Genomic DNA, 21,418 nt, shown 5'->3' with positions numbered 1-21,418 from the left:
AATGGCCAACACCGACCATGAAGTGACGCTGCACAACCTCGGCCGCTTCCTCGGCGACTTCGTGCCGCGATACACGCTTAACCGTGCCGAGGAATGGCAGCAATGGGCGACCCGGCGCTGGATCTCACAGACCAAGCTCGTGCTAATGGACAAACTGGCGGACGTTTTCATCGGCGGTCAGCGACACCGCTGGCGCTCACCGGTACTCATCATGCCGACGCCACCAAGGCCCCGTTTCATTGCGGCCCTTGGGCGCGCGGTCGAGCCATTGGTACATGCTCCACAATCCGTCCAGGCCCCGTGCGTAGGTGGAGTAGGTGTGATAAATCTCGCCATCCTCCAGCACAAACGTACTCAACCCCGGCCTGTCGCGGGTATAGGTCGGCGCATCGGTGCCACAGGTCGCGGCGAATTGTTTCACCGGTTCCGGGATCTGGCTGGCGTCCATGGCATGGCCGCCGCGCTGGTAGTTGTATTCGATCAAGCCTTCGCGCTGCTGCGCTTCGGTGAAGTAGACATTGAAGTCGGCGGTGAAGTCGCTATCGGCGGCCGAGGCCCAGGGGAAGGTCCAGCCCATTCGGCGCTTGTAGGCCTGCAGTTTCGCCAAGGGTGCGCGGGATATCGCCATCAGGGTCACGTCGTGGTTCGCCAGGTGGACGACGACGGGGTCGAAGCCATCGGCGATGGCTGAGCAGGAAGGGCAGCCGGCCGTGTAGTCGGGGCCGAACATGAAGTGGTAGACCAGCAGTTGCGAGCGCCCTTGAAAGAGTTCGGCCAGGGTGGCGCTGCCGTTGTCGGTATTGAAGCGGTACGTCTTGTCGAGGCGAAACCATGGCAATGCCTGGCGTTGCCTGGCCACATCATCGCTGCGTCGGGTCAGCGCCTTTTCCGCTTCAAGCAGTTGCAAACGTGCCGCCAGCCATTGTTCCCGGGTCGCGGTTTTGTGGGTGTTCATCGTTGTACGCTCCTGGTGAAAGGTCGTGATTTAGACTAAACCCGGGTATCGAATGATGGGAGTGACAAGCGTGGCGGGATTTCGATGGATTCGCTGATCGCGGCGGCCGCCCAGGCGTTGGCGGCGGGAAACCCGCTGGGCGCTCTGGACCGCGTGGCCTTGCGCGACGATGCGCCGGCCCTGGCCCTGCGCGGTATCGCCATGGCGCAACTGGGCGATCTGGTGCGGGCCAGGGCGCTGGTCAAGCGGGCGCAACGGGCCTTTGCACCCAAGGAAGTACTGGCCCGGGCGCGATGTGTGGTGGCCGAGGCCGAAATCGCCCTGGCTTCGCGGGAGCTCGGGTGGCCGGTCAAGGCGCTCGAAACGGCGCGGGTCACCCTTGAACACCACGGTGACCGGGTCAATGCCGCCCATGCGCGTTATCTGCAAATCCGCCGTCTGCTGTTGATCGGCCAGCTCGACGAGGCGCAGCAGTTATTGGCCGGACTCGACCCCGGCCCATTGCCACCGGCCTTGCGGGCAACCCATGAACTGGTGCTGGCGGGGATCGCTATTCGGCGCCTGCAATCGCACGCGGCGCGGGAGGCGTTGAACAGGGCAGGGCAGGCTGCCGGTCAAGCCGGAATTGCGGCGCTGATGGCTGAGGTCCAACACGCTGTGTATCTGCTCGATGCCCCCGCGGCACGTCTGATTGCCCAGGGTGAAGTACGGCCGCTGTTGCTCGATGATGTTGAAGCGTTGTTCTGTTCAACGTCACTGGTGGTGGACGCCTGCCGGTACGTTGTGCGCGGTTGTGGCATGTCGGTGTCGCTCGCGACGCGGCCGATCCTGTTCGTGCTCGCCCGTGCGTTGGCCGAGGCGTGGCCTGCCGACGTTGAGCGGGAAGTGCTGATCGCCCGGGCGTTCCGTCTGAAGCTTTCGGATGAATCCCATCGCGCCCGGCTTCGCGTGGAAATCGGCAGGCTGCGTAAAGCACTCAAGCCGTTGGCCGGCGTTATCGCGACAGCGCGCGGTTATGCCCTGCATTCGCCGGTGTGTACGCAGGTGGTGACGCTGGCGCAACCGGTCGAGGAAAAATTTGCCGCGGTGTTTGCCTGCCTCGCCGATGGCGAGTCGTGGTCGAGTTCCGCCCTGGCACTGGCGCTGGGCACCAGCCAGCGCACGGTGCAACGGGCGCTCGATGCGCTGGCGGAGCAGGGCAAGGTGCAGTGGTTTGGCCGTGGTCGAGCGCGGCGCTGGATGACGCCGCCCGTGCCGGGATTCGCGACGACCTTGTTACTCCCGGCGCCGCTGCCCGGTGGTTAGGATGAACGGCACCAAACCCCATCGAGGAATGCCAGATGAAACACGCAACTGCTGAAATCATTCGTGAATATGGCCCGTTTGCCGATGTCGACCACGTGTGCGGCGTCACCTGGGATGGCGAAAAGGTCTGGTTCGCATGCAACAGCAAAATCAACGCCCTGGACCCGGAAAGCGGCAAGTTGCTGAGCTCGATCGATGTCGCTGCCCATGCCGGCACCGCGTTTGACGGGGAGCACCTGTTCCAGATCGCCGAAGACCGCATCCACAAGATCGACCCCCGCACCGGTCGCATCCTCTCGACGATTCCTGCTCCCGGTACAGGCGCCGATTCGGGGCTGACCTGGGCCGAAGGGACGTTGTGGGTGGGCCAGTACCGCGAACGCAAGATTCACCAGATCGACCCCGAGAACGGCAAGATCCTGCGCACCATCGAATCCAACCGTTTCGTCACCGGCGTGACCTGGGTGGACGGCGCGCTGTGGCACGGTACGTGGGAAGGCGATGAAAGCGAGCTGCGCCGGATCGATCCGCAATCGGGCGAAGTGCTGCAGAGCCTGAAAATGCCCGAAGGCGTGGGCGTGTCGGGGCTGGAGTCCGATGGTGGCGAGCGGTTGTTCTGCGGTGGCGGCGATAGCGGCAAAGTGAGGGTGGTGCGCCGGCCTGCATGAGTGAGGCCGGGTTACCAAGTGCAACCTGTGTGGGAGCGAGCCTGCTCGCGATTGCAGAGTGTCAGGCAACATCGATGTTGACTGATTTGACGCCATCGCGAGCAAGCTCGCTCCCACAGGGTTAGTGGATGTACGCAAAATCTGCGAGCAACCGAAATCACTGTGGGAGCGAGCTTGCTCGCGATAGCGGTGGGTCAGTCGATATCAATGTTGAATGTGCTGACCTCATCGCGAGCAAGCTCGCTCCAGTCACTCAGTCCGTTCGTGGATGCTGATCGTTGATGTCGTACCAATCCGCTTTCGAGCTGACAAAAACATGTTTTTGCTTGTTTGGTCGGAACGGCGTATCCAGCGTACCGAGGGCAATCGAAATCCACTCGGAAAACGCTCCTGTCGAGTCAGACCAGAACAGTGAAGATCCGCAGTGAGAACAGAACTGCCGTGTGACACCCCTGGACGATTCATACGCCTTCAGCGAATCTGCGCCGGTCATGATGCCAAGCGCCGAGGCGGGTGCGCTGGCATAGGTTGCAAATGCAGCCCCATGGCCCTTTCGGCATTGGCTGCAATGGCAATGGGTGACGGCTTTCAGCTTGGTCGACAAGCGATATTTGACGGCGCCGCAGAGGCAACTGCCGTGGTGAAACTCATCCATGTAAAGTCATCCGTGGATCGATAGTATTTTTCCGTCCTGCCATGTTTTCTGCTGGTCGAAATCGGTCTAAAAGCCCGGTTGGCAAATGTGTCTGTTTTGCTATCCTCAAAACTGTAGGTGAAGACGCAGACTGATGCGCAAAAGGATAGCAAGGAGACGTGGGGCGCGTTCCGAAGGGTACACGGTTAGAAAGATCCCCGCGCTGGGATCCAGCCCTTATGCCGTGTGAAGCAGAAGAGTTCCATTACAGTTTCACGACTCTTTTGTGGGAGGCCTGATAAACCTTGTAAGCCGGAGACCAGCACCGGCCACCTACTTGTTACATTCACCCACAAAGCCCGCTCAGTGCGGGCTTTTTAATGCCCGCAAGGTGGGTCCGGTCAGCGGCTCAAGGCGCGCCAAACAGCATCGTCCAGTAAACACCGTTGTCGCTGCGCGCGTTGGCGGCGTAAGCGGCACCAACCTGGGTGAACATCGGGTTCATCAGGTTGGCGCAGTGCCCTGGGCTGGCGAGCCAGCCGGCCATGGCCTTGCTGGGTGAACCTTGCCCGGCGGCGATGTTTTCACCGATCTGCCGGCCACGGTAGCCAGCGGCCCTGGCGCGGTCGGAGGGCATGTCACCGTCGGCGTCCTGGTGGGCGAAATAGTTGCCGTAGGCCATATCCTTGCTGTGGCTTTGTGCCGCGGAGCCCAAGGCTGCACTCCAGGACAGCGGCCGTGCGGCGGCGAAACGCTGGCGACCACACAGTCGCGGTTTAGCCCGGGCTGCGTTTACCTGCGCCAGCAACGCCTGAGCGGCGCTGCGTGGATCGCCGGTTTTCCCGTCGAGCACCGGCCGTGCCAGCACCACTTGCCACTCACTCCCAGCGCGGCTGACGCCGATGTCGGCGTATTGATTGTCGAGCAGTGCCGCGCAGTGCTCGTCCTGGAACATATCGAAGGCTTCTTCGGCATCCCGTGCACCCACCACGCGGATGGACCGCACCATGGTGGCCTGATAGCCGGAAGCCTTTAACCGGTCCCGCAACCCACCGCCATAGCCAACGGGCAGGGCCAGGTTCGACTTGAGCGTCAGGGGTGATAAGCGTTGCGTCGGCCGCCGGTCGCAGCGTTGCGGATGGGCGCGATAGTCATTGATGGCGTCTACCAGTTGCCGTTGCCCATCGGCGTGGGCGGGGCTTGCAAAAACAGGGAGCAGGGAAAACAGGCACAGCGAAGAAAAGCGCAAGGCAACGACAGTTTGGCGCATGGACGGACAACTCTGATGAGATGACAACGAAGAAAGTGGGGAAAAGCGCTGGGCTATGACTGGTGCCTTGAAACAAGGTTCACGGCGGGCAGCTGTCTATTTGCGGGCGAAGCCATGAGTCCGACGAAGGGTGTCAGGTCGTCGGAAACCGGCCGCAACGGTTGTCACGCCAGCGCTAGGCTGGCTGATCGGTATTGCCTGAAGCAGGCTTTGTCGCGACGTCCGGGGTTTCGCTCGGACGCAGCCTGAAGCGACAGACATGCCCGCCGCGCACCATACATTCACTGTGCTCGACTTCACCGCCGCCCAACGCGCCAATCAAGGCCAGGTCCAGTTCGCAGACCACCGGGTGGGCAGCGGCCAGGCGATGGAACACGCAGTTATGCGCGACGATTTCCGGGGTGCCGCCTGAGCGAAAAAACACCTCGGCTTCGTAGCCCGCCTGGTTCATGTGCTGCACGATCCTGGCTTCATCCACGACCTGCTGTTCACGGTCCGAAGCCAGTTTGCGGCCCATGCTGCGCATCAGCGAGGCCAGGGCTTCAGGGCCGATGATGGCAGCGACTTCATCAATCAATACGCTGGCCAGTAGCTGATAATGGCGAGGGAACTGCTCGCGCGCGTGGTCGGTGAGCTGATACAACTGCTCGGGGCGACGGCCCGTCGGCCGGGTGTCGCCGCGCAGCACCAGAGCGTCACGCTCCAGCGCCGCCAGGTGTTGGCGGATCGCCGTGCGCGTGACTGCCAGGTGCTCAGCCAACTCGTCAATGCTCATGCCGCCCCCATGGTGCAGCAGTGCGTTGAGCAGGTCCTGCTGTGTTCGGCCCAGTCCTTCCAGCATGGTGTGCCCTCGCGCGATATCAGAACTTGTCCGGGAATTGCTTGACCAGCGCGCCGGTCAAGGCGTCGGCCAGGGCCAGGATGTGCGTGCGCATCATCGCCCAGGTGCGGGCTTCGCCGGTGTAATCGTGTGCCGAGAATTCATCGATCTGGGCGACGTGGTGACCGCCATGGGCCGACAACATGTTGACCAGCGTGGCTTCAGGCAGATTGGGGTTGGCGGTGGCCAGGAAAGTCGCAATCGCCTTGGCATTGCCGGTCAACTCGGTGACGGCAGCCTGCTTGCCTTTCGCGTCTTTCGCGACGGTGGCATCGCTGTAGTGTTTCACCGCGCCCCAATGACCGGCAAGCAGCTTGAGCAACTGATCGGCTGCCGCTTGGCCGTAGAGCGGGGCGATGCTGTTGGCGATTTTGGTGGCGTTGTCGACCACCTGGTCCGCCGCCACTTTGGCTTGCTTCTGGTCGGCGGATTGATTGGCCAGCGCGTAGTTTCTGATCCAGAAAATGTGTTCGACCCAAAGGTCGCGAAGGGCCAGGCGTGTGCTCAGCGCGGGGCTGTCGGCAGCGGCAGGTGAGGCGGCAGGCGTCTGGCTCCAGACCGGTTGCGCACAGAAAGCCAGCAGGAGCAAAGCCAGGATCTTGATATTCATGACGGCACCCTCTGAGAGTGGGAATGTTCGACAATATCAATATAGGCATAAAAATATGTTTTTATTGGGCGTGGGTGAACTCTCGGATTAACGGTCGTATTTCGTCATGGGAAAGGCACGTTGCACTCAGGTTTTACAACCCTTCACGCAGACGTTTGAGGTAGTCGGGGCTGTCACTGATCGAGTTATGGCCCGTCCCTGCAATGACCTGCAATGACGCCACACCACGGGTGAAGTGACTCAACAGGCGCTCGGTGCTTGAGCGCGCAATCACCTCGTCATGCTCGGCCGCGATCAACAATGTCGGCACGGTGATGCGGGCGGCGTACCGCCAGGACTGAAACTTGTCCTTCAACAACCAGCGCACCGGAAACCAGCGGAACTGACGGGCGGCGAGCCCTTCGAGGCTGTTGTAGGGCGTGATCAGCACCAGTCGCGACGCCGGACGCTCGCTGGCCAGGCGCACGGCCACCCCGGAACCCAGGCTGCGTCCGACCACTGCCACATGCGGATGGCTGGCATGTACCTGGTCGAACAACGTGATGGCATCGCGGGCAATGGCCTCTTCGGAAGGCGAGCCGGAACTCCCGCCATAACCACGGTAATGCAGCAGATACAGGGCGTAGTCAGGGAACGCTTGGGAGAACCCGGGCAGGTTGCGCGAGACGTCTTCGGCATTGCCGCCAAAATAAATCAGCGCGTTGGGTCCCTTGTGCGGTCGGATGGACACCAGCACCTGTGCGTCGGCAGTCGGTAGGGTGAGCAGCGTCGCGTCTGTACCGACGGCGCGCGGTTGCGGGTAGTAAATCAGCGCTCGCTGGAAAACGAACAGCGCCACGCACAGCGCCAGGTACAACGCAGCGACGATGACGACGAGTAACAACAGGGTGCGCGACATTCGACTAACGTTAGTGGGCGGCATTGACTGCTCGGGGTTTGAAAATGGCTGGCGCCACAAGGCTTTCTGAGTGTAGTCAATCGACCCTTGGCGAGGGTTATCCGTATTGTCGGCGCAACAGGCCGGACCCTGGCGACTGGTGAGAAGCGTTTTATGAGCCATCCTGTGGGGTACACCCGTCGAGCAATACTCACGCTGGCTGCCGGTGCTTCGGCGGTCTTCACGTTCGGTCAGGCGGGGGCACAACCCGTGCTGTCGACGGGAACAGGAGGCAAGACCATGCAGACCCGCGCCATTCCTTCCAGCAACGAGTCCTTGCCGATCGTAGGGTTGGGCACTTACCGAGGCTTCGATGTCGAGCCTTCGCAACCGGCCTACAAGGACTTGCCCGCAGTTCTGGATGCCTTGTTTGACAAGGGGGGCAAGCTGATCGACAGCTCGCCTATGTACGGTCGCGCCGAACAGACCGTCGGCGAACTGCTGTCGATCCATGAGCCGCGCTCGCCGGCCTTTCTGGCCACCAAGGTGTGGACCCGGGGCCGCGAAGAAGGCATCGCGCAGATGGAACAATCCTTCGCCCTGCTGCAGACCGACCGGATCGACCTGATGCAGATCCACAACCTGCTGGACTGGCAGACGCACCTGCCGACCCTGCGCCACTGGAAGGAAGCAGGGCGCATCCGCTACATCGGCATCACCCATTACACGGCGTCGGCTTATGAAGAAGTGGAAGCGGTACTCAAGGCCGAACCAGTGGATTTCTTGCAGATCAACTACGCCCTGGATGATCGCGGCGTCGAGAAACGCCTGTTGCCGTTGTGCCGCGAGCGGGGAGTGGCGGTGATCTGCAACCGACCGTTTGGCGGTGGCGACTTGCTGGCCAAACTGAAAGATAAGCCGCTGCCAGGCTGGGCGGCGCAAGTCGGGGTCAAGAGCTGGCCGCAACTGGCACTGAAGTACCTGCTGTCACATTCGGCGGTGACCTGCGTGATTCCCGGCACCGGCAACCCGCGCTACATGGCGGAAAATGTCCGGGCCGGTTTTGGCCCGATGCTCACCGATGCCCAGCGTCAGCAACTGATTGCGCTGGTGGGCTAGCGACGTGTTCAACCCGTTGCGGCGAGTCGCCGAACCTCTCCTATACTGAGTCGCGTCCATGCCGTTGAAAGCGCATTCGCTGCCCTGACGGCGTCCCTGTCCATCACTGCAAGGAGATCGAACATGGCTATCCGCATTGGCGACGAAGCACCGGATTTCACCGCCGACACCACCGAAGGCACCCTCAACTTTCACCAATGGATCGGCGATGGCTGGGCCATCCTGTTTTCCCATCCCAAGGATTTCACCCCGGTGTGCACCACCGAACTGGGTTACCTGGCCAAACTCAAACCGGAATTCGACAAGCGCAACACCAAGGTCCTGGGCCTCAGCGTCGACCCGGTCAGTGACCACAACCGTTGGGTCGGTGACATCGCCGAGACCCAGGGCACGGCGGTGAACTACCCGCTGATCGGCGACGAAAACCTGGTGGTGGCCAAGCTCTACGACATGATCCACCCCAATGCCAGCGGCGGCGCGCGCACGGCAGTGGACAACGCCACGGTGCGTTCGGTGTTCATCGTCGGCCCGGACAAGAAGGTCAAGGCCATGCTGATCTACCCGATGAGCGCCGGGCGCAATTTCGATGAAGTGCTGCGTCTGCTTGATTCCCTGCAACTCAATGCCAAACACACCGTCGCCACGCCAGTGAACTGGCGGCCGGGTGAAGACGTAATCATCCCGACCTCGGTGTCTGATGAAGACGCGAAGAAGAAATACCCGGATGGCTTCAAGACCCTGAAGCCGTATCTGCGGACCGTGGCTCAGCCGAAGTAGTCCCAACAGTCATACCGCCATCGCGAGCAAGCTCGCTCCCACAGGTTCCTGAGTCGTTCACAGATATGTGCTTCGACTCGAACCCTGTGGGAGCGAGCTTGCTCGCGATGAGGCCAGTCCTGCTGGCCGAGTATTTCCCTGGTCAAACCAGATACTTGCGAAACCACCCCAACGTCCGTTCCCACGCCAGTTTCGCCGCCGCCTCGTCGAAGCGCGGCGTCGAATCATTGTGAAAGCCATGATTGCAGCCCGGATAAATGTAGGCCTCATAGGTCTTGCCCCCGGCCTTCAACGCTTGCTCATAGGCGGGCCAGCCTTCGTTGATCCGCGTGTCCAGTTCGCCGTAGTGCAGCATCACCGGGGCCTTGATCCGGGGCACTTCCTCGGCCGTTGGCTGACGGCCATAAAACGACACGGCGGCCCCCAGTTCCGGGTAGGCCACCGCGGCGGCGTTGGTCACGCCACCGCCGTAGCAGAATCCGGTGATGCCGACTTTTCCCGTAGCGGCAGGGTGTTTCATCATCCATTCGACGGCGGCGAAAAAGTCGTTCATCAGCTTTTCCGGGTCGACCTTGGCCTGAAGCTCGCGGCCCTTGTCGTCATTGCCCGGATAGCCGCCGACCGAACTCAGGCCGTCCGGGGCGAGGGCGATGAAACCGGACTTGGCCAGCCGCCGGGCCACATCTTCGATGTAGGGGTTGAGCCCGCGGTTTTCGTGCACGACCACCACTGCTGGTACTTTGCCGGTGGCTTTGGCCGGACGCACCAGATAACCGCGAACCTGGCCGTGGCCCTTGGGCGACGGGTAGGTGATGTACTCGGCAATAATCTCCGGATCGGTGAAGGAGACCTGCTCGGCCAGCGCATAGTTGGGGCTTAGCGCGGCGAGCAGGGCTCCAGCGGTCAAACCGCCGAAGGTAAACAGCGCCGCACGGTCGAGAAACTCCCGGCGGTTGATCTTGCCGTGGGCGTAGTAGTCGTACAGTTCCAGCAGTTGCGGGGAAAAGTCTTTGGCAGTTAGACGGGTCATTGCTGCAACTCCTCATGACTGGTTTAACACGGACCCTGTGGGAGCGAGCTTGCTCGCGATGGCGGAATGTCATTCAACATAGATGTCGACTGGTCTGCCACTATCGCGAGCAAGCTCGCTCCCACAGGGGGAAGTGATGATGCCAAAACCTCATTTCACGCTCTGCGCCCCGGCCTTCGCTACCTGCGCATCCTGTTCAGGCTTGACCCCCGACACCCCGACAGCGCCTATCACCTGCCCATCAAAAACAATCGGCACGCCACCCTCAAGCGAAGTCAGCAAGGGTGCCGAGAGGAAAGCGTAGCGCCCGGCGTTGACCATGTCCTCATAGCTTTTCGATTCGCGTCGCCCGAGGGCTGAGGTGCGTGCCTTTTCGGTAGCGATATACACGCTGGCAGGTGCGCAGCCGTCGAGGCGTTCGAGGGCCAGCGGGTGGCCGCCGTCATCGACCACCACTATGGTCACGGCCCATTGATTGGCCTGTGCTTCGGCGCGGGCGGCTTTGATGATCTGGCCGACTTCGGCCTGGCTCAGGACAGCTTTGCGGTTCATGGGCATCTCCAGGGTTCGGTTAAGGCAAGTTGGCTTCGACCAGTTCGATCCAGTGCCGCACCGGGGTTCGCCCTGCGCCGTCGAGGTGTGACTGGCAGCCGATGTTGGCCGTGACAATGACCTCCGGATGGCCGCTTTCCAGGGCGTCGAGCTTGTTGTCGCGCAGTTGTCGCGACAGTTCGGGCTGGGTCAGCGAATAGGTGCCCGCCGAGCCGCAGCACAGGTGCCCGTCGGGGACGGACGTCAGGTTGAAACCGAGTCCGGTCAGCAGCGCTTCCACGGCACCGCCGAGTTTCTGCCCGTGCTGCAGGGTGCAGGGGCAATGGAAGGCCAAGCGTTGCGAGGCGTGGATGCCGAGTTGCTCCAGCGGTTCGTCGCGCAACACTTCCACCAGGTCCCTGGCCAGCGCACTGACCTTTTTTGCCTTGTCGGCATAGGCCGGGTCGCTGGCGAGCAGGTGGCCGTAATCCTTGATGAAGGCGCCGCAACCGCTGGCGGTCTGCACAATCGCCTCGGCGCCTTTTTCCAGGCTCGGCCACCACGCGTCGATGTTGCGCCGGGCACGATCGAGGCCGGCGGCCTGGGCGTCCAGGTGGTAGTCCACGGCGCCGCAGCAACCGGCTTCGCGGCTCGCGATGACGCTGATCCCCAAGCGGTCCAGCACCCGCGCCGCCGCGGCATTGGTGTTGGGTGACAGACTGGGCTGCACGCAACCTTCGAGCATCAACACCTGACGCTCGCGCAGGGTCATGGGTCGCGGTTTGGCCGGGTATGCACTGCGCGGCAATTTGCTTTGCAGGGAGTCGGGCAGCAGTGCGCGGAACACTTGGCCGCCATTGATCAGGCTTTTAAACAAATCCGGATGCGGCACGGTCTGCCGCAACCCTTCGCGCAACAGGCGCTGACCGAGCGGGCGTGGCACCGCCGCATCGACCACCGCCCGCCCGATGTCCAGCAGGTTGTGGTAGTCGACGCCCGACGGACAGGTGGTTTCGCAGTTGCGGCACGACAGGCAGCGGTCCAGGTGCTGCTGGGTCTTTTGCGTGACGTCGTTGCCTTCCAGCACCTGCTTGATCAGGTAAATGCGACCCCGTGGTCCGTCCAGTTCATCGCCGAGCAATTGATAGGTCGGGCACGTGGCATTGCAGAACCCGCAGTGCACGCAGGTGCGCAGGATGCTTTCGGCTTCTGCGGCGCGGGGCAATTGGCTGGCGCGTTCACTCAAGGTCGTCTGCATGGTTCAAAGCTCCGCGTACAGGCGTCCGGGGTTGAAGATACCCCGTGGATCGAGCTGTTGTTTCAGGTTGCGGTGATAGCGCATCAGGGCCGGGGGCAGAGGCTGGAATGGAGTGTCGGTCAGGCCGTGGCTGAAGCAGGTGGCATGGCCACCGACCTCGTCGACGACCTGGCGGATGTACGCTGCTTCGGCATCGGATTTCAGCCAGCGCTGGGCGCCCCCCCAGTCGATCAACTGGCGCCCCGGCAACGACAGAAGCGGCGTGTTGTGCGGCAGAGACAGGCGCCAAAGCGGTTGGTCTTCATCGAAGAAACTCAAGCGCTGTTCGTTGAGATCGTCCCACCAGCAAGACTCCAGCCGTTCGCCCCCGAGGCGCTCATGGGCCGCCGATACCGAACCTTCACCGCCCTCAAGCCGCAGGTGCAGGCGTGAACCGTCGTGACAAGCCGCGCTGATCGGCAACGGCTGCTGGCCCCATTCCGCCAGACGCAACAAGGCCCGTTCGGCGTCCATTTCCAGGCTGATACTGAGGCACTGCCGGGGTTTGGGCAGTACTTTGAGCGAGACTTCGGTGATCAGCCCGAGGCTGCCGTAACTGCCGGCCATCAGGCGCGACAGGTCGTAGCCGGCGACGTTTTTCATCACCTCGCCACCGAAGCGCAACAGCTTGCCTTGCCCTGTGATGACCCGCGTGCCGAGCACGAAATCGCGCACCGAACCGGACCAAGGGCGCCGTGGCCCGGACAGCCCGCAGGCGATCATGCCGCCGACGGTGGCGCCGTCGCCGAAGGACGGTGGCTCGCAGGGCAGCATCTGTTGCGCGGCGTCCAGCACCTGCGTCAGTTGCGACAACGGTGTGCCGCAACGGGCGGTGACCACCAGTTCAGTCGGGTCGTAACTGACGATACCCCGGTGCGAGCGGGTGTCGAGAATCTCCCCGGCCGTGGTGCGGCCGAGAAAGGCTTTGCTGTTGGAACCCTGGATGCGCAAGGGCGTGGCGTTTTCCAGCGCCTGATTGACCTGTTCCAGCAGTGACTGGCTGTCATCGAAATCTTCAGGGCCGTGCATCAGAAGCGCTCCAGCTCGGGGAAGGGCAATTGACCGCCATGTATGTGCATGGCACCGAATTCGGCGCAGCGGTGCAGGGTCGGAATGTTCTTGCCGGGGTTGAGCAGGCCGCTGGGGTCGAAGGCGGCCTTGATGGCATGGAACAGGGTCAGCTCATCGCTGTTGAACTGCGCGCACATCTGGTTGATCTTCTCGCGGCCCACGCCGTGTTCACCGGTGATGCTGCCGCCGACTTTCACGCACAACTCCAGAATCTTGCCCCCCAGGGCTTCGGCTCGATCAAGTTCACCGGGTTGATTGGCATCGAACAGGATCAGCGGGTGCATGTTGCCGTCGCCGGCATGGAACACGTTGGCCACCCGCAGGCCGTATTCGTTCGAAAGCTCGGCGATGGCGTGCAGTACGCCGGGCAGTTCGCGACGGGGAATGGTGCCGTCCATGCAGTAGTAGTCCGGCGAGAGACGACCCACCGCCGGGAAGGCATTCTTGCGCCCGGCCCAGAACAGCACACGCTCGGCTTCGTCCTTGGCCTGGCGTAACTCGGTGGCGCCGGCCTGTTGCAGTACCTGGCGCACCCGGTCGCAGTCATCTGAGACATCGGCTTCAACACCATCGAGCTCGCACAGCAGAATGGCCTGGGCATCCACCGGATAACCGGCGTGGATGAAGTCCTCGGCGGCGCGGATGGCCAGGTTGTCCATCATTTCCAGGCCTCCGGGGATGATGCCGGCGGCAATGATGTCGCCGACGGCGCGCCCGGCTTTTTCCACGGAATCGAACGCCGCCAGCAGCACTTTGGCGGTCTGCGGCTTGGGCAGCAGCTTGACCGTGACCTCGGTGATCACCCCGAGCAGGCCTTCGGATCCGGTGAACAACGCCAGCAGGTCGAAACCGGGGGAATCGAGGGCGTTGGAGCCCAGGCTCAGGTGCTCGCCATCGACGGTGAGGATGTCGACCTTGAGCACGTTGTGCACGGTCAGGCCGTACTTCAGGCAGTGCACGCCACCGGCATTTTCCGCGACGTTGCCGCCGATGGAACAGGCGATTTGCGAGGAAGGATCCGGCGCGTAATACAGGCCGAAGGGTGCCACTGCCTGGGAAATCGCCAGATTGCGTACGCCGGGCTGAACCCGTGCGGTACGGGCGGCTGGATCGATGTGCAGGATGTTGTTGAAGCGCGCCATCACCAGCAGCACACCTTTCTCCAAGGGCAACGCGCCGCCGGACAACCCGGTGCCCGCGCCACGGGCCACGACGGGGACGCGCAGTTCATGGCAGACCCGCAGCACCCCCTGGACTTCGTCGATGGATCGGGGCAGCACCACCAGCATCGGCGTGGTGCGATAGGCCGACAGCCCGTCGCATTCGTAGGGCTTGGTTTCCTCGCGCTGATGCAAGATCTCAAGAGCTGGCAAGCGGGTTTTCAGGGCGTGCAACAGCGCCTGTTTGTCGACGTCGGGCAAGGCGCCGTCAACGCGTTCATCGTAGAGAATGTTCATCGGCGCTCGACACTCGTTTTGTTGATGCGTGAGGTCTGTATTCGCGGTCCACTGTCTTAATCATTGGCCCGTCAGGCTCAGCTGTCCATGGGATCGTTGTCTGCTCGACGTACCACCATCCATAGATGTGGGAGCGAGCTTGCTCGCGATAGCGGCAGACCAGTCGACATCTATGTTGAATGACACTCCGCCATCGCGAGCAAGCTCGCTCCCACAGGGATCAATGTCCGCCCACCACCATATGGCTGAACGGTGCGACGTAGGCCTGCAGCGTCACCAGGCCACCGACCAGGATCGCCAGCACAATCGAGTGGAAGAACACGTAGCGCAGGATTTCCCCTTCATGGCCGTACCAGCGGGTGGCGGTGGAGGCGACCACGATCGACTGGGCGTCGACCATCTTGCCCATGACCCCACCGGAACTGTTGGCTGCAGCCATCAACACCGGGCTGATACCCAACTGCTCGGACGTCACCCGTTGCAGGCCGCCGAACAGCACGTTGGACGCGGTGTCTGAACCTGTCAACGCCACGCCGAGCCAGCCGAGCAGGGTGCCGAACATCGGGTAGAAAATGCCCGTCGCGGCGAAAGCCAGGCCCATGGTCGCATCCAGGCCCGAGTAGCGCGTGAGGAAGCCCAGCGCGAGCATCGCCACTATGGTGATCAGCGAATAACGCACCACCCACAAAGTGCGCAGGTACTGGTGAATCAGTTGCGGGATCGAGTACCCCATCAGCAAACCGCCGACAATCGCCGCCAGCAGAATGCCGCTGCCGGTGGCGGTGAACCATGTGAACTTGTACACCGCTTCTTCGGTTTTCGGCGCGGCCACCACGGGCGGGACTTTCTCGACCTGCAAGTGCAGGGTGGTGAAGGTCACGACCGGCGCAAACAGCGGGTTCGCCTCGCGCATCGGCTTGCCCTGAGGATCGAGCTTGGCGGCACTGGTTTGCGGGTCGATGGCGGGGCGGGTGTCGAAGGTGTTCTTGAAGCCCTGGGTGCCCCAGATGAACACGAAGACCGTGAGGATGAGCCACGGCATCCACGCCCGCATCACTGCCGGTTTTGCTTCATTGGCAAAGGTTGCAGTGGGTACAGGCTTTTCGTCGTGCTCGGCATCGATCTTCGAGTTGTCGACCCGGCCGGACAGGGCGGCGGAGGTATGCACGGTGGCCGGTTTCCACACCTTGAGGAAACCGGTCAGGCAGGCCATGGAAATCAGTGCGGCGATCACGTCCACCAGCATCGGCCCGTGATAGTTGGACACCAGGAACTGCGGCACGGCAAAACTGACCCCGGCCACCAGGATCGCCGGCCAGATTTCCACCATCTTGCGCCAGCCGGCAAAGGCCCAGATCAACCAGAACGGCACCAGCACCGAGAAGAACGGCAACTGCCGGCCGACCATCATCGACAGCTCCATTTCATCCAGCCCGGTGACCTTGGCCAGGGTGATGATCGGTGTGCCGAGGGCGCCGAACGCCACGGGGGCGGTGTTGGCGATCAGTGCCAGCCCTGAAGCGGCGAGCGGCGAAAACCCCAGCCCGATCAGAATCGCCCCGGTCACCGCCACCGGCGTACCGAAACCGGCGGCGCCCTCGAAAAACGCCCCGAAGCAGAAGGCGATCAGCAGCAATTGCAGGCGCCGGTCATCGGTGATGCGCGCCAGGGAGTCTTGCAGCACCTTGAACGAACCGTTCTCGGTGGTCAGGCGATGCAGGAAGATGATGTTCAACACGATCCAGCCAATCGGCAGCAGGCCGTTGGCCGCACCGAACAGCGCCGCGGAACCGGCCATGCTCGCCGGCATGCCGAAGGCGAAGATCGAGATCAGCAAGGCCGAGACCAGGGCGAGCAACGCCGCCAGGTGCGCCTTGATATGAAAAAAAGCGAGGGCCGCCAGCATCACCACCACCGGCACAGCCGCCATGAGCGTTGAAAGCACCGGGTTACCGAACGGATCGTAGACTTGCTGCCAGACCATGTTCCACCTCTGCTTTTTATTGTTGGACGTGCAGATCCCCTGGGGGAGGTGGCCTTGAGTATAGGTGGCATTGCGCCGCTGTCAGGGCCGGCCTCCGGTCCTGCCAATCGGCGCATTCCGGAGGGCTGAGCTAGCATGGCCAGTAGGGTTTGAATTCAGTCAGGGGAGCAATGCAGTCATGACCGAGCGCCATATGGAGCACAAGGAAACGCTATCGAACGGATGCAACATCAAAGTCAAGGCAGAGATATTGAAGGACGGTTCGTTGGGCATGTTCATCGGTGTCTATCGGCCGGACGGCTCGGCCATCGATGAGAACCACGACCCGCGGCCGCACATGCTGGACATGGAAGCGGCGATGGATTGGGGGATTGATATTGCCAAGGGGATCGGCAATAGCCAGCGAACGTTGTGAGCGGTTGCCGTCCGTGCCCGGGCGACCGGCGGTCGCTGTCAGAACCCGAACGAACGGGCCGAGCCTTTTGCCAGTTCGACATCCAGCAGATGCTCGACCAGCACGTCATTCAAAAAACGGAACTGATCATTGAGCCCGACCACTTCGTTGCTGAAGTGATGATCGGCTGCCGGGATCAGCAACGCCTCGAACTTCTCGTCGAACAGAAGAGTCAACTCTTTACGTGACTCGAATTCCTGCGCGTAGAAATTGTTGCCGAACACCGGAAAACGTACGGCGAGGGTGACAGTGTGAATCATGATGTTTGTTCCTCGCTCAGGACGTACCAGGCAAACACACTCAATGTGAACGCCGTCAGGGCCAGGCAGGTCAGCAGATGGATCAGCATGAGGTTCCCCTCCGATTCGGGGTTTCGTGTTGGCTTGGATTTGATCCTACGCTGACGGCGTTCAAGCGGAAGGCAATCGCGGCGATGGTGAATATCGACGCAAGTGATGGTGCAATTTGCGCTGTCTGCTCTGGCCCCATCGCGAGCCGGTTCGCTCCCACAGGTTCACCGCCGACCAGGGTGGGAGCGAGCCTGCTCGCGATGGCGGCCGACAGAGCACCGCCACCTATACTTAAACCGATGGTTTCGAGTGTCGGGCATTTCGTCCGGTGCACACTGCGGGAAGTCGCAATCTTGAGCCTGCGTTCGCTGATCGTCGCCGTGCTGGTGGTGTTGGCGGGGTGCGCCACACCGCCGCGTGCGCCGGTGGAAGTGGTGCCGGTCATCGTCTCAACGAGCACCTGGCAGCAAGTGGACCGGGAGATCGTCGCTGCGTCGCAGTCAGCCACCGAGCAAACCAGAATCTACGCCCGCGGCGCCATGGAGTACTGGCGCACACGGGTCTATGAGTTGACCGAACAGAATTTCATTCCGTGGTTCAGTAGCTACTGGACCCAGGAATGGCTGTCGGTGAAGGTCAGCTGGTACACCCTCAGCGCCAAGGGTGAGCAGGACGCATCGGAAAAACGCCTGGCGGCGTACCTGCTCGAAGCCTATCAGGAGAAGGTCCTGGCCCCGGCGGCATTGGAAGTCGATCCCGATGCGATTCTCGGTCTGGCAGCGGCGTTCTACGTCGACATCCTCAAGGAAGAGCTGCAGAAAACCTCCACCCGCCACGGCGTGCCGATGGCCCAGCTCAACGGGCGCATCCAGAAAATCCCGGCCATCGCCCTCGGGCCGCCGCCGGCGCGGGACGCCTCGTTGTACCAGATCGTGCACACCGAATCGCTGAACACCTTGCCGGCCTTCGCCGCGCTGGTCGACAAAATCCACAAGGCCGGTGGCGACAAGGGGGTGGGCTCGACCGACACCGCGATGGCGCCGGTGGCCAGGCGCGCCAGCCGGCGGATGGAAGCCGAGATGGCCCCGCGCGGGGCCGCCAGCGCCGTGGCCGCGGCAGCCGGGAGACTCGCCGGTGGCTTGATCACGATAGGGGTGGCGGGCATTCGCGCACTGATTCAGGCCAATGACCGGCCCGACAGCGAGGCGCTGATCCGCAGCAGCCTGGGCAATACCTTCGACAAGGCCTGGCTCAAACTGGTGCAGAACCCGACCACTGGCGTCATGGCTGGCACGCTTTACATGGCGGGGCAGATCGAAGGCAGCCTGGCGGTGCGTACCGAACCGCCGGTCGGTTTGAGTACCGGCACTGTCGATTGGACGCCAGCGCAATCGACTACCCAGCAGAACACCCCATGACCCAAGGAGAGATACTCATGTCTTATGTCGATGGTTTTATCGCTGCCGTACCCACCGCCAACCGTGAGCAATACATCAAACACGCCGAAATCGCCGCCTCGATTTTCAAGGAAAACGGTGCCTTGAGCGTGGTCGAATGCTGGGGCGAGGATGTCCCGGAAGGCAAGGTCACCTCGTTTCCAATGTCGGTGAAACTCAAGGAAGGCGAAACCGTTGCCTTTGGCTGGATCGTCTGGCCGGACAAGGCCAGGCGCAATGCCGGAATGGACAAGATGATGCAGGACCCGCGCATGAAGCCGGACGTCAATCCGATGCCCTTCGATGGCCAGCGCATGGTGTACGGCGGGTTCGAATTGCTCCTCCAGGCCTGACGCCGCACGCGGGATCACTCCGGCGTCGGGGTGATCCTGCAACTCTTGCGCTGGCGGATCTCGTCGTCCGTCGGCCGCTCGCGGATGAACTCGAAGCGCGGCTCGCCTTCGCTGTAGTGCACCAGCCAGCCCCATTCCAGCTTGAGTTCATCCTGGCCGGGCTCGGGCGGTCTGGCCCACCATGGTTCCTTGCTGATGATCTGTCGCATGGCCCCCTCCGGTTTTTCGGGATGCTAGAACTATAACGCGCCTGCCCCACGATGCCAGAAATGCGCTGGTCGGCAGGCGGGTGTTGAGTACACTCAGGCAGTCTTCCCACGAGGTGTCCGGCATGAACGACGAATCCCGCGAGCCGTTCAAGCGTCTGTTCTTTGCGCTGAACTGCGCCCCGGCCCAGCGCCGGGAGATAGCGCAGTGGCGCAGTGCGCTGCAACTGCGCAACGGACGGCCGGTGCCGGCGGAAAACTTTCACCTGACGCTGAAGTTTTTGGGGGCGGTGGGCGCGGCGCAGATTGCCGATATCTGTACCGCTGCGGCGGCGATCCGTACACCGGGCGAGCGTTTGACGGTGGTGCTGGATCGGCTGGACGTGTGGCGCAGGGCAGGGGCGCTGGTGCTCGCACCGGAGCAGGCGCCCCCGGCATTGTTGCGCCTGGTGTATGCCCTGGAACAGGCGATGTTGCCGTTCGGGCTGGAGGAAGCGCCAAGGGAATACCGTCCGCATCTGACCCTGGCACGGCAGTATCGGGCACCGGTGCCGGAGTCCGCAACGGCGCCGGAATTCCTCCTGCGTGCCGACCGGTTCACCCTGTTCGAATCCCACAAGGGCCGCTATCGGGCACTGGCCGAATGGCCTTTGATCGATTCCCAATAAAAAAGGCGCCCGAGGGCGCCAAAATTCACCTGAACCGAGGGAGCCAGGTGAGGCCGTTCTACTTGCAGGAGAGGCAGCGGTGGTAAGGCGCTGCGTGAACGGAAATGGGTAAAGCTGAAATGTGTGCTGGCTGTTCTGGCCTCATCGCGAGCAAGCTCGCTCCCACAGGGGGGTAGCGTCGTTCGCACATCATTGGTTCAACACGGACCACTGTGGGAGCGAGCTTGCTCGCGATGGCAATGTCAGGCTCAGCAGATCAACTGAGTGAATTACTGGCCCAACTTCACCTTGGTCCAGCCACGGGTCATGATCCGCTGGACGGCAATCGGCTGGTCCGGCACGGCATAGAGCGTGGCCATCACCGCTTCCGGCGGGTAGGAGCCCGGATCGTTGCGGATCGCTTCATCGACCAGTGGCGTGGCCGCAGCGTTCGCGTTGCTGTAGCCGATGTTGTTGGTGATGTCGGCAATCACGTCGGGGCGCATCAGGAAGTTCATGAACAGGTACGCGTTCTCGACGTTGGCGGCATCGCGCGGGATGGCGAGCATGTCGTAGAAACTGGCGGCGCCTTCTTTCGGGATGCTGTAGTCGATCTTCACCTTGTCCCCGGCTTCCTGGGCGCGGGCCTTGGCCTGCAGCACGTCGCCGGAGTAACCGACGGCCACGCAGATGTTGCCGTTGGCCAGGTCCGAGATGTATTTCGACGAATGGAAGTACGCCACGTTCGGGCGAATCTTCATGAACAGCGCCTCGGCTTCGGCGATGTGCTGTTTGTCCTGATCGTTCACCGGGTAGCCCAGGTAGTGCAGGGCGGTCGGGATCATTTCAGTCGGCGAGTCGAGGAAACTGATGCCGCAGGCTTTTAGCTTCTCGGCGTTTTCCGGTTTGAACAGCAGGTCCCAGGAGTTGGTCGGGGCGTTGGCGCCGAGCACTTCCTTGACCTTCTGCGGGTTGAAGCCGATGCCGATCGAGCCCCACATGTACGGGATGGCGTGGGCGTTGTCGGGATCGCTCGCGGAGGCGTTTTTCAGCAGCACCGGGTTGAGGTTTTTCCAGTTCGACAGCTTCGACTTGTCCAGTTCCTGATAGACACCGGCCTTGATCTGCTTGGCCAGGAAGCTGTTGGACGGCACGACGATGTCGTAGCCGGATTTGCCCGCCAGCAGGCGTGCCTCAAGGGTTTCGTTGCTGTCGAAGACATCGTAGGTCACCTGGATGCCAGTCTCGTCCTCGAACTTCTTGACGGTATCCGGGCCTATGTAATCCGACCAGTTATAGACGCGCAGAACCTTGTCATTGGCCTGGGCGCCGGTGGCGATTGCGCCCAATAAGGACAGTGTCAGCAGAGTCCTGCCAAACATTTTCATCGGTACAACTCCATTTTTTTATTCAAAAACACAAAACAGTGAACACAACACCTGTGGCGAGGGGGCTTGCCCCCGTTGGGTCGCGCAGCGGCCCCAAAACCGGATTCCGCGGTGTTTCAGTTACACCGAACGCACTGGTTTTACGGTTGCTGCGCAGCCGAACGGGGGCAAGCCCCCTC

General features: G+C 62.1%; 23 protein-coding genes. 8 read left to right on the top strand and 15 right to left on the bottom strand.

Annotated elements, in window-relative coordinates:
* Nucleotides 1-196: 196 nt before the first annotated feature.
* Nucleotides 197-955: a DUF899 domain-containing protein gene (locus KW840_RS21560; protein WP_090456211.1), complete on the bottom strand. Its 759-nt coding sequence runs from the start codon at nt 953-955 to the stop codon at nt 197-199.
* An 84-nt stretch (nt 956-1,039) separates the two neighbouring features.
* Here KW840_RS21560 and KW840_RS21555 point away from each other — a divergent pair, with 84 nt between their 5' ends.
* Nucleotides 1,040-2,260 carry a helix-turn-helix domain-containing protein gene (locus KW840_RS21555; protein ID WP_218497725.1) on the top strand — a complete coding sequence of 407 codons (1,221 nt, stop codon included), beginning with the start codon at nt 1,040-1,042 and terminating at the stop codon, nt 2,258-2,260.
* 35 nt (nt 2,261-2,295) lie between these two features.
* On the top strand, nt 2,296-2,928 hold the full coding sequence (locus KW840_RS21550) for a PQQ-binding-like beta-propeller repeat protein (protein WP_218497723.1): 633 nt from the start codon (nt 2,296-2,298) through the stop codon (nt 2,926-2,928).
* Between the two features lie 253 nt (nt 2,929-3,181).
* Here KW840_RS21550 and KW840_RS21545 read toward each other — a convergent pair whose 3' ends face one another.
* The 5 genes from KW840_RS21545 to KW840_RS21525 form a co-directional block, all read right to left on the bottom strand.
* The gene (locus tag KW840_RS21545; RefSeq protein ID WP_090456207.1) at nt 3,182-3,583 is read right to left on the bottom strand and encodes a GFA family protein; all 402 of its coding nucleotides are present in this window, start codon (nt 3,581-3,583) and stop codon (nt 3,182-3,184) included.
* 388 nt (nt 3,584-3,971) lie between these two features.
* The gene (locus tag KW840_RS21540) at nt 3,972-4,832 is read right to left on the bottom strand and encodes a CAP domain-containing protein (RefSeq protein WP_150814604.1); all 861 of its coding nucleotides are present in this window, start codon (nt 4,830-4,832) and stop codon (nt 3,972-3,974) included.
* Between the two features lie 175 nt (nt 4,833-5,007).
* A complete protein-coding gene (locus KW840_RS21535) occupies nt 5,008-5,673 on the bottom strand; it encodes a metalloregulator ArsR/SmtB family transcription factor (RefSeq protein ID WP_218497712.1) in 666 nt (221 codons plus the stop codon).
* Nucleotides 5,674-5,692: 19 nt separating this feature from the next.
* On the bottom strand, nt 5,693-6,322 hold the full coding sequence (locus KW840_RS21530; protein ID WP_218497709.1) for a hypothetical protein: 630 nt from the start codon (nt 6,320-6,322) through the stop codon (nt 5,693-5,695).
* 133 nt (nt 6,323-6,455) lie between these two features.
* Nucleotides 6,456-7,244 carry an alpha/beta hydrolase gene (locus tag KW840_RS21525; protein WP_218497708.1) on the bottom strand — a complete coding sequence of 263 codons (789 nt, stop codon included), beginning with the start codon at nt 7,242-7,244 and terminating at the stop codon, nt 6,456-6,458.
* Nucleotides 7,245-7,373: 129 nt separating this feature from the next.
* Here KW840_RS21525 and KW840_RS21520 point away from each other — a divergent pair, with 129 nt between their 5' ends.
* On the top strand, nt 7,374-8,318 hold the full coding sequence (locus KW840_RS21520) for an aldo/keto reductase (RefSeq protein WP_218497705.1): 945 nt from the start codon (nt 7,374-7,376) through the stop codon (nt 8,316-8,318).
* A gap of 123 nt (nt 8,319-8,441) precedes the next feature.
* The gene (locus tag KW840_RS21515; protein WP_056727305.1) at nt 8,442-9,095 is read left to right on the top strand and encodes a peroxiredoxin; all 654 of its coding nucleotides are present in this window, start codon (nt 8,442-8,444) and stop codon (nt 9,093-9,095) included.
* A gap of 142 nt (nt 9,096-9,237) precedes the next feature.
* Here the strand turns inward: KW840_RS21515 and yghX are convergent, their stop codons facing one another.
* The 6 genes from yghX to KW840_RS21485 form a co-directional block, all read right to left on the bottom strand.
* Nucleotides 9,238-10,125, bottom strand: coding sequence for a YghX family hydrolase (gene yghX / locus KW840_RS21510; RefSeq protein WP_218497703.1), 888 nt, complete (start codon nt 10,123-10,125; stop codon nt 9,238-9,240).
* A gap of 150 nt (nt 10,126-10,275) precedes the next feature.
* Entirely contained in the window at nt 10,276-10,677 is a 402-nt protein-coding gene (locus KW840_RS21505) for a heme-binding protein (RefSeq protein ID WP_218497701.1), read from the bottom strand.
* Nucleotides 10,678-10,696: 19 nt separating this feature from the next.
* On the bottom strand, nt 10,697-11,914 hold the full coding sequence (gene glcF, locus KW840_RS21500) for a glycolate oxidase subunit GlcF (protein ID WP_218497698.1): 1,218 nt from the start codon (nt 11,912-11,914) through the stop codon (nt 10,697-10,699).
* A gap of 3 nt (nt 11,915-11,917) precedes the next feature.
* Complete coding sequence (glcE, locus tag KW840_RS21495; RefSeq protein ID WP_218497695.1) at nt 11,918-12,982, bottom strand: glycolate oxidase subunit GlcE; 1,065 nt, start codon at nt 12,980-12,982, stop codon at nt 11,918-11,920.
* Nucleotides 12,982-14,481 (bottom strand): glycolate oxidase subunit GlcD, encoded by a 1,500-nt coding sequence (glcD, locus tag KW840_RS21490; RefSeq protein ID WP_218497694.1) that lies wholly within the window; start codon nt 14,479-14,481, stop codon nt 12,982-12,984. Before glcD ends, glcE begins: the two co-directional genes overlap by 1 nt.
* Nucleotides 14,482-14,701: 220 nt before the next feature.
* Nucleotides 14,702-16,465, bottom strand: coding sequence for an L-lactate permease (locus KW840_RS21485; RefSeq protein ID WP_218497691.1), 1,764 nt, complete (start codon nt 16,463-16,465; stop codon nt 14,702-14,704).
* A 178-nt stretch (nt 16,466-16,643) separates the two neighbouring features.
* Between KW840_RS21485 and KW840_RS21480 the strand changes: the two genes are divergently transcribed.
* On the top strand, nt 16,644-16,880 hold the full coding sequence (locus tag KW840_RS21480) for a hypothetical protein (protein ID WP_090456183.1): 237 nt from the start codon (nt 16,644-16,646) through the stop codon (nt 16,878-16,880).
* A 38-nt stretch (nt 16,881-16,918) separates the two neighbouring features.
* Here the strand turns inward: KW840_RS21480 and KW840_RS21475 are convergent, their stop codons facing one another.
* A complete protein-coding gene (locus KW840_RS21475; RefSeq protein WP_090456182.1) occupies nt 16,919-17,179 on the bottom strand; it encodes a hypothetical protein in 261 nt (86 codons plus the stop codon).
* Between the two features lie 383 nt (nt 17,180-17,562).
* On the opposite strand from KW840_RS21475, the gene KW840_RS21470 reads away from it, so the two are divergent.
* Together KW840_RS21470 and KW840_RS21465 are read left to right on the top strand one after the other, a co-directional pair.
* Nucleotides 17,563-18,627: a hypothetical protein gene (locus tag KW840_RS21470; RefSeq protein WP_218497688.1), complete on the top strand. Its 1,065-nt coding sequence runs from the start codon at nt 17,563-17,565 to the stop codon at nt 18,625-18,627.
* Between the two features lie 17 nt (nt 18,628-18,644).
* Complete coding sequence (locus tag KW840_RS21465) at nt 18,645-18,998, top strand: DUF1428 domain-containing protein (protein ID WP_090456179.1); 354 nt, start codon at nt 18,645-18,647, stop codon at nt 18,996-18,998.
* A gap of 14 nt (nt 18,999-19,012) precedes the next feature.
* On the opposite strand, the gene KW840_RS21460 is transcribed toward KW840_RS21465, so the two are convergent.
* Nucleotides 19,013-19,207: a hypothetical protein gene (locus KW840_RS21460; protein ID WP_056727280.1), complete on the bottom strand. Its 195-nt coding sequence runs from the start codon at nt 19,205-19,207 to the stop codon at nt 19,013-19,015.
* 122 nt (nt 19,208-19,329) lie between these two features.
* Between KW840_RS21460 and thpR the strand changes: the two genes are divergently transcribed.
* Nucleotides 19,330-19,872: an RNA 2',3'-cyclic phosphodiesterase gene (gene thpR, locus KW840_RS21455; protein ID WP_218497678.1), complete on the top strand. Its 543-nt coding sequence runs from the start codon at nt 19,330-19,332 to the stop codon at nt 19,870-19,872.
* 269 nt (nt 19,873-20,141) lie between these two features.
* Here thpR and KW840_RS21450 read toward each other — a convergent pair whose 3' ends face one another.
* Complete coding sequence (locus KW840_RS21450) at nt 20,142-21,239, bottom strand: polyamine ABC transporter substrate-binding protein (RefSeq protein ID WP_150814395.1); 1,098 nt, start codon at nt 21,237-21,239, stop codon at nt 20,142-20,144.
* Nucleotides 21,240-21,418 lie beyond the last annotated feature (179 nt).

The sequence above is a fragment of the Pseudomonas sp. PDM30 genome (assembly GCF_019218985.1).
Taxonomy (GTDB): Bacteria; Pseudomonadota; Gammaproteobacteria; order Pseudomonadales; family Pseudomonadaceae; genus Aquipseudomonas; species Aquipseudomonas jessenii.
The sequence above is the reverse complement of the archived record's forward strand: the minus strand, read 5'-3'. Positions and strand labels throughout refer to the sequence as shown.